This is a genomic window from Salinicola sp. MIT1003, assembly GCF_001858555.1.
Taxonomy (GTDB): Bacteria; Pseudomonadota; Gammaproteobacteria; order Pseudomonadales; family Halomonadaceae; genus Salinicola; species Salinicola salarius.
The window spans coordinates 16,908-31,450 of sequence record NZ_MCAP01000044.1 but is presented as its reverse complement, the minus strand read 5'-3'; the positions used below and the strand labels follow the sequence as shown (position 1 = coordinate 31,450).

General features: G+C 63.2%; 11 protein-coding genes. 7 read left to right on the top strand and 4 right to left on the bottom strand.

Annotated features, from left to right (window positions below):
• Positions 1 to 118: 118 nt before the first annotated feature.
• A complete protein-coding gene (locus tag BC443_RS13395) occupies positions 119 to 565 on the top strand; it encodes a universal stress protein (protein WP_071232339.1) in 447 nt (148 codons plus the stop codon).
• A 34-nt stretch (positions 566 to 599) separates the two neighbouring features.
• Here BC443_RS13395 and BC443_RS13390 read toward each other — a convergent pair whose 3' ends face one another.
• Positions 600 to 1,319, bottom strand: coding sequence for a GntR family transcriptional regulator (locus BC443_RS13390; protein ID WP_139284326.1), 720 nt, complete (start codon positions 1,317 to 1,319; stop codon positions 600 to 602).
• A 209-nt stretch (positions 1,320 to 1,528) separates the two neighbouring features.
• Between BC443_RS13390 and BC443_RS13385 the strand changes: the two genes are divergently transcribed.
• Together BC443_RS13385 and BC443_RS13380 are read left to right on the top strand one after the other, a co-directional pair.
• Positions 1,529 to 2,362, top strand: coding sequence for an amidohydrolase family protein (locus BC443_RS13385; protein ID WP_071232337.1), 834 nt, complete (start codon positions 1,529 to 1,531; stop codon positions 2,360 to 2,362).
• Between the two features lie 90 nt (positions 2,363 to 2,452).
• The gene (locus BC443_RS13380) at positions 2,453 to 3,754 is read left to right on the top strand and encodes an SLC13 family permease (protein ID WP_071232336.1); all 1,302 of its coding nucleotides are present in this window, start codon (positions 2,453 to 2,455) and stop codon (positions 3,752 to 3,754) included.
• A gap of 185 nt (positions 3,755 to 3,939) precedes the next feature.
• Here BC443_RS13380 and BC443_RS13375 read toward each other — a convergent pair whose 3' ends face one another.
• Complete coding sequence (locus BC443_RS13375; RefSeq protein WP_071232335.1) at positions 3,940 to 5,424, bottom strand: amidase; 1,485 nt, start codon at positions 5,422 to 5,424, stop codon at positions 3,940 to 3,942.
• Positions 5,425 to 5,754: 330 nt separating this feature from the next.
• On the opposite strand from BC443_RS13375, the gene kdgD reads away from it, so the two are divergent.
• The 4 genes from kdgD (at position 5,755) to pnp (ending at position 12,228) form a co-directional block, all read left to right on the top strand.
• Positions 5,755 to 6,672, top strand: coding sequence for a 5-dehydro-4-deoxyglucarate dehydratase (kdgD, locus tag BC443_RS13370; protein WP_071232334.1), 918 nt, complete (start codon positions 5,755 to 5,757; stop codon positions 6,670 to 6,672).
• A gap of 114 nt (positions 6,673 to 6,786) precedes the next feature.
• A complete protein-coding gene (locus BC443_RS13365; protein WP_071232333.1) occupies positions 6,787 to 8,142 on the top strand; it encodes an enolase C-terminal domain-like protein in 1,356 nt (451 codons plus the stop codon).
• 160 nt (positions 8,143 to 8,302) lie between these two features.
• Positions 8,303 to 9,880: an aldehyde dehydrogenase (NADP(+)) gene (locus tag BC443_RS13360; protein ID WP_071232332.1), complete on the top strand. Its 1,578-nt coding sequence runs from the start codon at positions 8,303 to 8,305 to the stop codon at positions 9,878 to 9,880.
• A gap of 218 nt (positions 9,881 to 10,098) precedes the next feature.
• Positions 10,099 to 12,228 (top strand): polyribonucleotide nucleotidyltransferase, encoded by a 2,130-nt coding sequence (pnp, locus tag BC443_RS13355; RefSeq protein ID WP_071232331.1) that lies wholly within the window; start codon positions 10,099 to 10,101, stop codon positions 12,226 to 12,228.
• 65 nt (positions 12,229 to 12,293) lie between these two features.
• Here the strand turns inward: pnp and BC443_RS13350 are convergent, their stop codons facing one another.
• Complete coding sequence (locus BC443_RS13350; RefSeq protein ID WP_071232330.1) at positions 12,294 to 13,319, bottom strand: acyltransferase; 1,026 nt, start codon at positions 13,317 to 13,319, stop codon at positions 12,294 to 12,296.
• A gap of 153 nt (positions 13,320 to 13,472) precedes the next feature.
• The gene (gene coaA, locus BC443_RS13345; protein WP_071232329.1) at positions 13,473 to 14,429 is read right to left on the bottom strand and encodes a type I pantothenate kinase; all 957 of its coding nucleotides are present in this window, start codon (positions 14,427 to 14,429) and stop codon (positions 13,473 to 13,475) included.
• Between the last annotated feature and the right edge of the window lie 114 nt (positions 14,430 to 14,543).

The following is a 14,543-nucleotide window of genomic DNA, read 5'->3' as shown; positions in this document are numbered from 1 at the left end:
GTCTACGCTGTAGTCAGGTTCGCTACCCGGTATCGCAACGCGCCGGGTAGTCGAATCGCGTCGATTACCTACCCAGGCAGTCATCACGCCAAGTCAGTCACACCAGGAGGTGGCGATCATGACTCAGCAGATACTGGTACCCATCGATGGTTCGGTCAGCGCACGCCAGGCGCTGGCGCATGCGTGTCTCGTCCAGCGTGCGACCCAGGCCAGAATCCACCTGTTGCACGTGCCCGAGGTACCGGTTGCCAAGGATGCGCTCGGCGCCAAGGTGGGAGCCGCGCCAGCCGACTACACGCCGGAGAAGGGGCGGCTGGCGGGGGAGCGGCTGCTCGAGGAAGCCTGGCAGGCGATAGGCGGCGGTTCGGACGAGGTGACCTATCACATCGTGGAAGGGCGGCCGGTCGAGACGATCGTGCGGCAGGCGACCGAGCTCGGGGTCGACATGATCATCATGGGCAGCCGCGGCCTGAGCAATCTGAAAAGCCTGGCTGTCGGCAGCGTGTCGCACAAGGTAGCGCATCTTGCTCCTTGTGCGGTGCTGACGCTGCACGTACCCGGCTAGATGCCGAATGAGCGGTTTGCCGCGAGGCCGTCGATCAGGAGATGTCGACCTGATAACGGAAGGTGTCCGCGGCGCCGCGTGAACGCCGGTATTCCAGCGGCGTGCGGTCGTAGCCGAACGCCAGTCGCTCGATCATGACGACCGGCTGGCCGGTGCCGATACCGAGAACCCCGGCGAGTGTCGCGTCGGCCGTCTCGACGGTCAGGGTTTCCCGCGCCGAACCGATCAGTTGCCCGCACTGGGTCTCGTAGAACGGGTAGAGCAGATTGCCGAAATCGTCGGGATCGATCTGCATCAGGGCTTCGAATCGGCCGGCCGGCAGCCAGATTTCTTCGTGATAGACCGTCGTCCCGTCGAGTTCACGGACTCTCTCCAGTCGAATCACGTTCTCCGACGAAGCCAGTGCCAGCGCATCCGCCACGTAGGACGGCGGTGATGTGAGTTCCCGGGCCAGGATTCGGCCATTGGGAATCCTGCGCTCGCCCCTGGCATCCACCTGGCGGAAGAAACGGAACAGCGAACTCTCGAAGTTGGGGCGCAGGACAAAGGTGCCGCGCCCCTGGCTGCGCTTCATCAGCCCATCCTGGACCAGCGTGTCCACGGCCTTTCTCAGCGTGCCGACAGCGACACCGTAGTGCCTGGTCAGCTCGGCTTCGGTCGGGATCGCGCCGCCCGGTGCCCATTCGCCGGCGGCGATCTTGGCCAGCATGTCGTCGCGCAGGCGCTGGTAGAGCGGCAGGCGTTCGTCGGTCATGGAGCCTGTTCCCTTCATGAATGTTCCCTCCACGATGTTCCAGACAAATGTATCACCTTTGTTTTCATCTTTAGTCGTAACCCGGAAGAATGCGTCCGATGCGGTGTATGCTTGCGCTCGTCGCTATTCAACTATATGAATAGATCTTTTGTTGGGGTCGAACGTTACGTTCGCCGTCACGTGTTCATGTCATTCACCAAGGGCCACTCATGACGCAACTCGCTTCCGTCGCGCTGACCGGCGTCGATACGCATGCGCATATCTTTCACCAGGGGCTGGAGCTGGCCGGCAATCGCCGCTACAGCCCGGATTATGACGCGACCGTCGAGCAGTATCTGGCGCATCTCGATCATTGCGGCCTTTCTCATGGCGTGCTGGTGCAGCCGAGCTTTCTGGGTACCGACAACCGACATCTGGTCGATGCCCTGCGTCGTTTTCCGCAGCGTCTGCGTGGCACGGCAGTGGTGGCGCGTGACGTGACCGAGGAGACGCTGGACGAACTGGCCGAGGCGGGTGTGGTCGGCATTCGGCTCAACCTGATCGGGCAGCCGCTGGAAGACTATCGTAGCGCGTCCTGGCGGACGTTGTTCGCCAAGGTGGCACGGCGCGGCTGGTCGGTGGAGATCCAGCGGGGCATGGAAGATCTGGGCGAGATCCTGCCGCAGATTCTGCAATCCGGCGTGGCGGTGGTGATCGACCATTTCGGCTTGCCCGACGGCGAGATCGATCCGACCGATTCGGATCACCGGGCGCTGCTGTCGCTGCTGCCGAGCGAGGCGGTCTGGGTCAAGTTGTCGGCGACCTATCGCAGCCGCTCGACGCTGGCTCAGGCTCGGCGCTCGATCGATCGTCTGCTCGATGCTTATGGCCATGACGATCGGCTGGTGTGGGGAAGCGACTGGCCGCACACGCGGTTCGAAGCCCAGACCGACTACGACGCCCAGTTTTCGCTGATGGAGACGCTGCTGCCGGACGCCGCCGAACGCCGGAAGGTGCTGATCGATAACCCGGCCAGGCTGTTCGGGATCGACCGGGCTGCCTGAAGGCCAGTCGGCCAGGTTTCGCCGAGTAAGGGATCCTCGAAAGGGATCGATTGAAAACCCATAAAGACAAGCGCTACGGGGAACAACGTCATGATGAGTCTTCTGGTGGTGGGAGCGATCGTCGTTTCCATCGTTCTGGGATATCGCACCAGGATCAATATCGGTCTGTTCGCGATTGCCTTCGCCTATCTGATCGGCTGCTTCGGGTTGGGTCTGAGCCCCAAGGAAGTGGTCGCCATGTGGCCGCTGAAGATCTTCTTCATCATTTTTTCGGTGTGCCTGTTCTACAGCTTCGCGATCGTCAACGGCACGCTGGAGAAGCTGGCCGAGCATCTGATGTATCGCTGTCGGCACTTTCCGCACCTGCTGCCCTTCGCCATCTTCCTGGCGGCGGTGGTGATCTCCGCCCTGGGGGCCGGCTATTACACCGTGCTGGCGTTCATGGCGCCGATCACGCTGCTGCTGTGTAGCCGCACCCGGCTCAACCTGATCGTCGGCGCCATGGCGGTCAACTACGGCGCATTGGCGGGTGCCAACTTCGTCTCCAGCCAGAGCGGCATCATCTTCCGCACGCTGATGACCAATTCCGGCATTTCCGACGACCAGGCGTTCATCAACAGCTTCGGCATCTTTGCCAGCACCATGATCGTGCCGATCATCGTTCTCGCCGGCCTGATCCTGTTCAGCCGCAAGCGGGGCACGGCGATGGTATCGCTGGCGCACATCGAGCGCCCCGGCCCGCTCGATCGCGACCAGTGCGCCACCCTGATCCTGACCCTGCTGATGATGGCTACCGTGCTGTTGCCGCCGATCGCCAGCCTGATGCTGCCCGACAATGGCGTCGTCGCACTCATCGATTCCAAGGTGGATATCGGCCTGATCGCCAGCGTGTTCTCGGTCATCGCGCTGCTGATGAAGCTGGGCGACGAGCGCAAGGCGATCGCTTCGCTGCCGTGGGGCACGATCATCATGATCTGCGGTGTCGGCATGCTGATCTCGGTAGCGATCGAGGCCGGCACCATCGATCTGCTCGGTTCCTGGATCGGCACCAACATTCCGCCAGTCCTGATCCCCGTGGCGTTCGGCATCGCTGCCGCGTTCATGTCGCTGTTCGCGAGCACGCTGGGGGTGGTCACGCCGGCACTGTTCCCGCTGGTGCCGTCGCTGGCCACCACGCTCTCGATCGATCCGATGATCATCTTCATCGCCATCGTCGTCGGCGCGCAGGCCACCTCGATCTCGCCGTTCTCCTCCGGTGGCAGCCTGATCCTCGGCTCCTGCCCGACGGGCGAAGCGCGCTCGGGCCTGCTGCCCAAGCTGCTGTTCCGTGCCGCACCGCTCGGCTTCATCGCCGCGCTGGTGTTCAACCTGCTGTTGGCATTCGTGTTCTAGCAAACCGGCCGTGGCTCAGCGGGCCGCCCGGGTATCGACGCCGTTTGGATGCATCGAAGCAGTGGGATGCATCGAAGACGTTAGAATGAAAGGAAAGAAGACGTTCGAATGAAAGGAAAGAAGACGTTCGAATGAAAGGAAAGAGGCGACGGAATCCCGTCGCCTCTTTTTTTGTCCGTGACCGGCTATTCGCCCAGCGTCGGCGGCAATCTCGCCAGATCGCCACTGGCCGCCTCGAAGGCGCGCGCCAGTTGCAGCACGCCCCAGTCGTCCCGGGGCCGGCCGATCAGTTGAAAGCCCATCGGCAGGCCGGCGTCGTTGAGTCCGGCCGGCAGGCTGATCGTCGGAGCGCCGAGCATCGAGGCGGGAATCACGACTTCCATCCAGCGGTGATAGGTATCCATCGTGCGCCCGGCGATCTCGCGCGGCCAGTGCGTCTCCACGTCGAACGGAAAGACCTGGGCGCTGGGCATGGCCAGGTAGTCGAAGCGCTCGAACAGCGCGCTCCAGGCCCGGTAGGCATCGCCACGCTGGACGTTGGCCACATGGATATCCTGCGCCGAGAGCGCCAGACCGCGTTCGACCTCCCACTGCGCTTCCGGCTTCAAGCGCTCACGGATGGCGGGGGCGACGTAGAGCGCCCCCAGGTTGCCGGCGACGGCCCAGTGGCGCAGCGTCGTCCAGCTTTCCCACAGCATCTCGGCGTCGAAGGGCAGATCGATCGCTTCCACCTCGCAGCCCAGCGGGGCGAAGCGGTCCAGCGCCGCTCTGCATTGCGAGAGCACGCCCGCTTCCATCGCTAGATGCCCCCGCCAGTCGCCGAGCCAGCCGATCCGCAACCCGTGAACGTCGCGGTCGAGAGCGCCGGAGACGCTGCTGCCGTCGGGAATCAGCGGCTCCCCCAGCGAGAGCGGGACGCGTGGATCGAAGCCGGACTGCGTGTCGAGCAGGCGGGCCACGTCTTCGACGGTTCGCCCCATCGGGCCGTTGGTGGCGAGCTGTTGACCGAACGGGTCGGCGACGAGACCGGGCACGCGGCCGAACGAAGGGCGAAAGCCGATCACGTGATTGAAGGCGGCGGGGTTTCGCAACGAGCCCATCATGTCGCTGCCGTCGGCGACCGGCAGCATCCGCATGGCGAGCGCTGCCGCCGCGCCACCGCTGGAGCCGCCGGCGGTACGCGAAGGATCGAAGGCGTTGCGAGTGGCGCCGAATACCGGGTTGTAGGATTGTGAGCCCAGGCCAAATTCCGGCGTATTGGTCTTGCCGATGAAGATCGCGCCGGCTGCACGCATGCGCTCGCTCATCAGGCTGTCCTGCTGGGCGATCTGGCCGGAGAACAGTGGCGAACCCTGGGTCGTCGGGAAGCCTTGGGCGTCGGAGAGATCCTTGATCGCCTGCGGGAAGCCGTGCATCCAGCCGCGCGACTGCCCCGCAGCGAGTTCGCGATCGGCGAGCTCGGCCTCGGCGAGCAACGGGGCGCGCTCGCGGCGGGAGATGATGGCGTTGACGATAGGGTTCACGGCGTCGATATGATCGAGGTAGGCGGTCATGACCTCGCGACAGGAGACCGATCGGTCATGGATGCGCTGCGACAGCCTGGTCGCCTCCCAGGTGACGATCTCGTTCAGCGGCGGTCGGACAGGCGTGCGGTCGGAAGCGTTAGACATCGGCAAAGATCCCGGCAAAAGAGGGTGTCGATCAGCATACCGCAGTCAGGTGACTGTCATGCCGCTACGGCACGTCAGGCAGTCTTCTCTCCGATCCGATCTTGATGCAACCGTTCGTCTGGGCGCTCGGATTCGGCCATGCAGCCCTGGGTGACGCCAGGTTCAGCAAAGACGAGACATGCACCCAGCAGAATCCATCGAAGGTCTAACGGCATTCTGGTATGATGTATGACAACATATCGATAGAATCCTGCTTCCGCTTGCGCCATTTTAGCGCGGCGGCAGTCGGCCGAATGTCTGCATACGTTAACCCATGATAAGGGGAATCAGGTGAATTTTTCCAAAGAAGCGGTCGTTGCCTCTATCACCGACGGTTTGCTGTCGTTCCCGGTGACCGATTTCGATGCCAACGGCAAGTTCGATGTCGAAAGCTACCGTCGCCGTCTGCTGTGGCTGAAGGAGTATGAAGTTTCCGCCCTTTTCGTGGCTGGCGGCACTGGCGAATTCTTCAACATCACCATCGATGAATATCGTGAAATCGTCAAAGTCGCCGTGGAAACCATCGGTGGGCACGTGCCGGTCATCGCCAGCGCCGGCCAGAGTGCCGAACTCGCCAAGGCGCACGCCAAGGCCGCCCAGGAAGCGGGCGCCGATGGCATTCTGCTGATGCCGCCGTACCTGACCGAGTGCCCGGAATCCGGCATCGTCGAGTACGCCGCCAGCGTTTGCGATTCCACCGATCTCAACGTGATCTACTACAACCGTGCCAACGGCTATCTCACCGTCAATGCCGTTCAGGCATTGGCCGATCGCTGCCCGAACCTGGTCGGCCTGAAAGACGGCAAGGGCGACATGCAGGCGCTCAACATCATCATCAAGACGCTGGGCGATCGCCTCGCCTACGTTGGTGGCGTGCCGACGGCCGAGATCATTGCCGAAGCCTATCTGGCCATTGGCGTCAGCACCTATTCTTCCGCGGTGTTCAACTTCGTGCCGGACATGGCCGTGAAGTTCTACAAGGAGCTGCGCAAGGGCAACAGCGAGTTCGTGCGTCAGGCGACTCGCGAGTTCTTCATTCCGTTCGTCACTATGCGCGATACCCAGAAAGGCTATGCCGTCAGTCTGATCAAGGCCGGTGCCGACCTGGTCGGTTATCCGGGTGGCGACGTGCGTGCGCCGCTGACCATGCCCAACGAGAAAGAGCGGGCCACGCTCAAGCAGTTGATCGAAAAAGCCAACGCGCTCTGAGCCGATTGATGCGCTGATTGACAAGACGGGGCGGTCTCGAGGCCGCCCTGGTTATCTCTGGGCGCTGGGCCTCGACTGTGCAGCGCGCGCCCGTATTGCCGACGGAGGAGTTCAATGCCGAGTCATGGCACGCCTACCATCACCGATATGCAGGTCATTCCGGTCGCCGGTCGCGACAGCATGTTGCTCAATATCGGTGGTGCACATTCGCCTTACTTCACCCGCAACCTGATCCTCCTCGAAGACAGTGCCGGTAATGTCGGCGTGGGCGAAGCGCCGGGTGGCGAGACGATCCAGCGCTCTCTGGAGCAGGCGCGCCCACTGGTAATCGGTCAGCCCATCGGCAAGCTGCGCTCGATGGTGGCATCGCTGCACTCCGCCGGTCGTGGCGCCGATTTCGAGGATTTCGGCAAGGGTTCCTGGACCTTCGAGCTGCGTGTCAATGCGGTGGCGGCGCTCGAAGCCGCTCTGCTCGATCTGTTCGGCAAGTTCCTCGACGTGCCGGTGGCCGAGTTGCTGGGCGACGGCAAGCAGCGCGATAGCGTCGAGGTGCTGGGCTATCTGTTCTTCATCGGCGATGGTCATGCCACCCCGCTGGGCTATCGTCGTGGTACTGAGCGTCGCGGAACCGAGGACGCCAGCCACGACTGGTACCGCCTGCGCGACGAAGCGGCAATGACGCCGCAGCGTATCGTCGAGCTGGCCGAGGCGGCCCACGATCGCTACGGTTTCAGGGATTTCAAGCTCAAGGGCGGCGCGCTGCCGGGCGAGCAGGAAATCGAAGCGGTCACGGCGTTGCACAATGCGTTTCCCGAGGCGCGAGTGACGATCGATCCCAACGGCGCGTGGTCGTTGCAGGAGGCGATCCGCCTTTGCAAGAACCTGCACGGCGTCATCGCCTACGCCGAGGATCCGTGCGGGGCGGAGCAGGGCTTCTCCGGTCGCGAGATCCTGGCCGAATTCCGTCATGCCACCGGATTGCCGGTCGCCACCAACATGGTGGCCACAAACTGGCGCGAGATGGCTCATGCACTGATGCTGCGTTCGGTCGACATTCCGCTGGCCGATCCGCACTTCTGGACGCTTTCCGGCGCGGTGCGTGTCTCCCAACTGTGTCAGGACCATGGCATGACCTGGGGCTCGCACTCCAACAACCACTTCGACATTTCGCTGGCGATGTTCGCTCATGTGGGCGCCGCCGCCGTCGGCCGCACCACCGCACTGGATACCCACTGGATCTGGCAGGAGGGCGATGCCCGGCTGACCCGCGAGTCGCCGCAGATCGTCGATGGCAAGGTCGCGGTGACCGACGCTCCCGGGCTGGGTATCGAGGTCGACATGGAACAGATCGAGCAGGCCAACGCGCTCTATCGCAGCCTGCCTGCCGGCGGGCGCAACGACGCCATGGCGATGCAATATCTGATCGATGGCTGGCAGTTCGATCCCAAGCGTCCGGCGCTGGTACGTTGAAATGGCCGTGCGGTGGACGCATGTAGTCAGGATTGCCCGGCGGGAACGATCCCGCTCGGTCACGATGTCGAGACACGATGCCAAAGCGGGTGAAAGACAAGTTGCATCCGGCCTAATGCCGGAAGATGAATGAGTATCCACCATCACTGCAGGAGGCAACATGAATCTGACAGGTGAAATGCTGATCGGTCAGCAGGCCGTCAAGGGTAGTCGCGATCCGATCCAGGCGATCAATCCGGCGACCAACGAGCGCTTGGATCCGAGCTATCCCGGTGGCACTCAGACCGAAGTCGATCGCGCCTGCGAACTGGCGTGGAGCGCCTTCGACAGCTATCGCGAAACCTCGCTGGAGGAGCGCGCCACGTTTCTGGAAACCGTTGCCGACGAGATCGAAGCGATCGGTGATGACCTGATCGAGCGTGCCGTGGCCGAGTCCGGCCTGCCGCAGGGTCGTATCCAGGGCGAGCGGGGCCGTACCTGCGGTCAGTTGCGCCTGTTCGCCAAGACCGTGCGCGCCGGCGAGTGGCTCGATGTCCGTATCGACCCGGCGCTGCCGGACCGCCAGCCGATGCCGCGGGTCGACCTGCGTCAGCGCCACATCGCGCTGGGCCCGGTCGTGGTGTTCGGTGCCAGCAACTTCCCGCTGGCGTTCTCCGTCGCCGGTGGCGATACCGCATCGGCGCTGGCCGCCGGCTGCCCGGTGATCGTCAAGGCGCACGGCGCGCATCCGGGCACCAGCGAGCTGGTGGGTCGCGCCATTCAGGCGGCGGTCAAGAAGTGCGGCCTGCCGGAAGGCGTGTTCTCGCTGATGTACGGCTCCGGTCGCGAAGTCGGCACCGCGCTGGTCACCGATCCGCGTATCAAGGCGGCCGGCTTCACCGGTTCGCGCAGTGGCGGCCTGGCGCTGTGGAAGGCGGCGCAGTCGCGTCCCGAGCCGATTCCGTTCTACGCCGAAATGAGCTCCATCAATCCGGTCTTCCCGCTGCCGGCAGCGCTGAAGGCGCGGGGCGAGGAGATGGGCAAGGCGTTCGTCGCTTCGCTCAACATGGGCGCCGGCCAGTTCTGCACCAATCCCGGGCTGGTGATCGCGATCAAGGGGCCGGAGCTTGATGCCTTCGTCAACGCTGCCAGCGAGGCGGTCAAGGGCAGCGCTGCGCAGACCATGCTCACGCCGGGTATCTTCGATGCCTACGAAAATGGCGTCAGTACCCTGGCAGGCAGTGGCAAGGCGAAGGAAGTGGCGCGCGGCCAGAAGGGCGAAGGCCCCAACCAGTGCCAGACCGGCCTGTTCCTGGCTTCCGCCCAGGACTTCCTGAGCAGCGATGCGCTGCAGGAAGAAGTCTTCGGTTCGACGTCGCTGGTCGTGGAATGCGCCGACGCGGCCGAACTCAAGCAGGTGGCCGAGCATCTGGAAGGCCAGTTGACCGCCACGCTGCAGATGGACGATGCCGATCTGGATGCCGCCAGGGCACTGCTGCCGATCCTCGAGCGCAAGGCGGGCCGTATCATGGTCAACGGCTGGCCGACCGGGGTGGAAGTGTGCGATGCCATGGTTCACGGCGGGCCGTTCCCGGCGACTTCCGATTCGCGCACCACGTCCGTGGGCACCGCGGCGATCTTCCGCTTCCTGCGCCCGGTCTGCTATCAGGATCTGCCGGACGCGCTGCTGCCGGAAGCGATCAAGCATGACAACCCGCTGAAACTGCGGCGCCTGGTTGACGGCAAGCGCGAAGCGTAAGTCGTCGCCGGCGAGGCCGGGCCGTCGTCGATGGCCCGGTCGCCCAGAACAAGAACCTCTGCCCTCAGGGCAGAGGTTCTTGCGTTTGTAGACGGCGCTTCCCGGCACCGGCCGACAGGAGACCAAGATTGGCCACTGGTAGCTCTATCCTTCACGAACGCCTAGAATGAGCGCCGAGTCAAACGACCCCAATGAATTCGACAAGTCAAGGAAAGCCCGTGAATCCGGTTCAGACCACGTTCCAGTACGGTTCGAGTACCGTCACCCTAGAAACCGGGCGCGTTGCGCGCCAAGCCACCGGCGCTGTGCTGGTCACCATGGACGACACTGTGGTGTTGTGTACCGTGGTCGGCCGCAAGGATCTCAAGCCCGGCCAGGATTTCTTCCCGCTCTCCGTGCACTACCAGGAGAAGACCTACTCCGTGGGCAAGATCCCGGGTGGCTTCTTCAAGCGCGAAGGGCGTCCGACCGAGAAAGAGACGCTGACCTCGCGTCTGATCGACCGGCCGATCCGCCCGCTGTTTCCGAAAGGTTTCATGAACGAAGTGCAGGTCATCTGCACCGTACTCTCCGCCGATCGTAACCAGGACCCCGACATCGCCGCGATGGTCGGCACCTCCGCGGCGCTGGCGATCTCCGGCCTGCCGTTCAGCGGTCCCATCGGTGCGGCGCGTGTCGGCTTCACGGAATCACGTGGCTATTTCCTCAACCCCACGGTCGAGGAACTGGACACTTCCGAACTCAACATGGTCGTGGCGGGTACCGACAAGGCCGTGCTGATGGTCGAGTCCGAAGCCCAGGAGTTGACCGAAGACGAGATGCTGGGCGCGGTGCTCTACGCGCATCAGGAAATGCAGGTCGCGATCGACGCGATCAAGTCTCTGGTCGGTGAAGCCGGCAAGCCGAAGTGGGACTGGCAGCCGGCCGCCACCAACGTGGCGCTCAAGGAAGCCGTCGCCGGCAGCTTCGCGTCCGCCGTGGGCGAGGCCTATCGCATCACCGACAAGATGGCGCGCCAGGATGCGCTGGCCGAGATTCGCGCCAAGGCGATCGAGCAGCTGGCCAGTGGCGACGCGCCGCAGTTCAGCGCCGATGAAGTCAGCGGTGCGCTGGCCAGCCTCGAGAAGCACACCGTGCGTCGTCGCGTCATCGCCGGCGAGCCGCGTATCGACGGTCGCGATCACAAGACCGTGCGCCCGCTGGACATCAACGTCGGCGTGCTGCCGCGGACCCACGGTTCGGCGCTGTTCACCCGCGGCGAAACCCAGGCCATCGTCGTTGCCACGCTGGGTACGCTGCGCGATGCCCAGTTGATCGAGTCGCTGGAAGGCGAGCGCAAGGATCGCTTCCTGCTGCACTACAACTTCCCGCCGTACAGCGTGGGCGAAGCCGGCTTCATGGGCGGTCCCAAGCGTCGCGAGATCGGCCATGGCCGTCTGGCCCGCCGCGGTATCCAGGCGATGCTGCCGAGCGAAGCGGACTTCCCCTACACCATTCGTGTCGTCTCCGAGATCACCGAGTCCAACGGTTCCAGCTCGATGGCTTCCGTGTGCGGCTCCTCGCTGGCGCTGATGGATGCCGGTGTGCCGATCAAGGCGCCGGTGGCCGGTATCGCCATGGGCCTGGTCAAGGACGACGATGGCTTCGCCGTGCTGACCGATATCCTGGGCGACGAAGATCATCTCGGCGACATGGACTTCAAGGTGGCCGGTTCCGCCAACGGCGTGACCGCGCTGCAGATGGACATCAAGATCGAAGGCATCAACGAAGAGATCATGGAGACGGCGCTGCAGCAGGCGCACCAGGCTCGTATCGAGATCCTCGACAAGATGAATGCCGTGATCGCACAGAGCCGTAGCGAGGTTTCCGACCACGCGCCGGCGATGCAGACGATCAAGATCTCGCCGGACAAGATTCGCGACGTCATCGGCAAGGGCGGTGCAACGATTCGTGGTATCTGCGAAGAGACCGGCGCCTCGATCGATATCGACGACGACGGCACCGTGCGCATCTACGCCGAAGACCGTGCCGCGGCCAAGCGCGCCATCGACACTGTGCTCGGGATCACCGCCGAAGCCGAAATCGGCAAGCTCTACCGCGGCAAGGTGGTGCGTCTGGCCGACTTCGGTGCCTTCGTCAACTTCATGCCGGGTACCGACGGTCTGGTGCACATCTCCCAGATCGTGCCGGAGCGCGTCAATGACGTGAAGGAGTATCTGAGCGAAGGCCAGGAAGTGACCGTCAAGGTGCTCGATATCGACAACCGCAATCGCGTGAAGCTGTCGATCAAGGAGATCACGCCGGAAGAGAAGGCTGCCTTCGAAGCGTCGCTCGCGATCGAAGAGTAATTCTTCGGCGCTAACCGAAACGCCCGGCCTGCATCACGCAGGCCGGGCGTTTTTTTATGCTGCGCTCATGCCGTAACGGTTCGAGGACGTAACGTGGGCAGATGACGCTTGAGCTGTCGCGAGAATGCCTTCTCCACGAACTCGTAGCTCAGCCAGGAACAGATCGCGATGACGGGCAGACAGATTGCCAGCGCCAGATAGGGGCTGAGCCCGAACTGTTCGGTCAGCACGTAGTTGCCCGACCACAGCACGATCACGTGCAGCAGGTACGTCGAGTAGGACCAGTCTCCCATCACCTTGAAGATGCGGTTGTCACCGATGCGGGATTCCAGCCCGATGAAGGCGATCACCAGCAGTGCGCTCGGCAGGCCCCAGGCGAAGAACCGCGTAGCCCCGGCAGGATCGTTGTAGCAGAGAATCGTCGCGGTGCTGGCGAGCGCCAGCGCGATCGGCCACCAGCGCCCGCCGGGAATGCCGTAGCGCGAGTAGACGGCGCCGATCCCCAGCCCGAGCAGGAACTGGAAGATGATCGGATCGGTATAGAAGTTGCTGATGAACGGTTGATGCGCGAATAGCGTGTTGATGACCACGATGGCCAGCACCACGGCCCACAGCCGCCATTGGCGCTTGAGTACCAGCGAGGCGGCGAAGACGACATAGAACAGCATCTCGAAATTGAGCGTCCAGCCCACCGGCAGAATGGGGTAGTAGCCGTAGCCGGCGGGGTTTTCCGTCGGGATGAAGAACAGCGACAGCAGCAACTGCTTCAGGCCCAGGCCATACTCGGGCATGACGTCGCTGGCGAAGTAGATGACCAGCGCGGTAATGGCAGTATAGAGCCAGTAGGCGGGAACGATGCGGACGACGCGATGCAGCAGAAACTGCGGCATCGTCAGCCGTTTGCCGCGACTCGAGACGTAGATGACGAAACCGCTGATGACGAAGAAGATATCCACACCCACCTGACCGCGGGTGGAGAACAGGTACTCGACCCAGTTGTCGGCCTCGAAGCCGAAAAACACCTGCATGAAGTGGTGAAACACGACGATCCACGCCGCCAGAGCTCGTAGCGCCTGTACCGAAATCAGCATCCCTACTCATCCTTGCCATGAACTCCCAAGACGCACTATGGGAAGGATAAGAAGGAAAAAAGTTCGCTGAATTTACGCAAAATAACAAAACGGCGTTTCGATTCGATAGGGCCGGCCATGAGGCGGCAGCCAGCCGGCCCTCGATCGAAGCGTTTACAGCTTGCGCAACGCGACCTGTTCCACCAGATGATCGCGACCCTTGCGCAGGATCAGATCGGCGCGGGGGCGCGTGGGGAGAACGTTCTCGCGCAGGTTGCGACGGTTGATGTCCCGCCATAGCCCTTCGGCGATCTCGAGCGCTTCCGCTTCCTCGATCTGGGCGTAGCGGTGAAAGAACGAGTCGGTGTTCTGGAAGGCGGTCTGTCGCAGCAGCTTGAAGCGTTCCAGGTACCAGGCGTGAATATGGTCCTCCTCGGCATCGATATAGATCGAGAAATCGAAGAAGTCCGACACGAACGGCACCATCTTGCCGTCTTCCGGGAGATCGCGAACCTGCAGCACATTGATCCCCTCGACGATCAGGATGTCGGGGCGGTCGACCGTCTGGTATTCGTGCTCGCGCACGTCATAGGTCAGGTGCGAATAGAGCGGTGCCTGGACATTGCGGGCCCCCGCCTTGATCCAGGAGAGAAAGCGCAGCAGGGCGCCGATATCGTAACTCTCGGGAAAGCCCTTGCGCGCCATCAGTTCCTTGTCGCGCAGTACGGCGTTGGGGTAGAGAAAGCCGTCGGTCGTGACCAGGTCGACCTTGGGGCTGGAAGGCCAGCGCGCCAGCAGCTCCTTGAGAATGCGCGACGTGGTGGACTTGCCCACGGCGACGGAACCGGCGATGCCGATGATGAACGGCGTCTTCTGAGTGTCGTCGATGTCCAGAAAGCGCTTGCGCTGGGCGTAGAGCCGCTGGCTGGCTTCGACGTAGGAAGAGAGCAGGCGCGACAGCGACAGGTAGATCCGCCGGACTTCGCCCAGATCGATCGGATCGTTGAGCGAACGCAGCCGCTGCAGTTCCTCGGCAGAAAGCGTCTGTGGCGTGTCGGCGCGAAATTCGGCCCACTGCTCGGCCGTGTAGAACTGATACGGAGAGAAGGGGTCCGGTCTCAATTGGTTCATCGGGTCTCTTTCACTGTCGTGCCGGCGGCGTCACCTGAACGCTGCAGGGGCTAGGGTCTGTTGACGCTTCAGCGCGAACCGCGTTGCTGCGCCAAATGGCGCCAGGCCAGATAC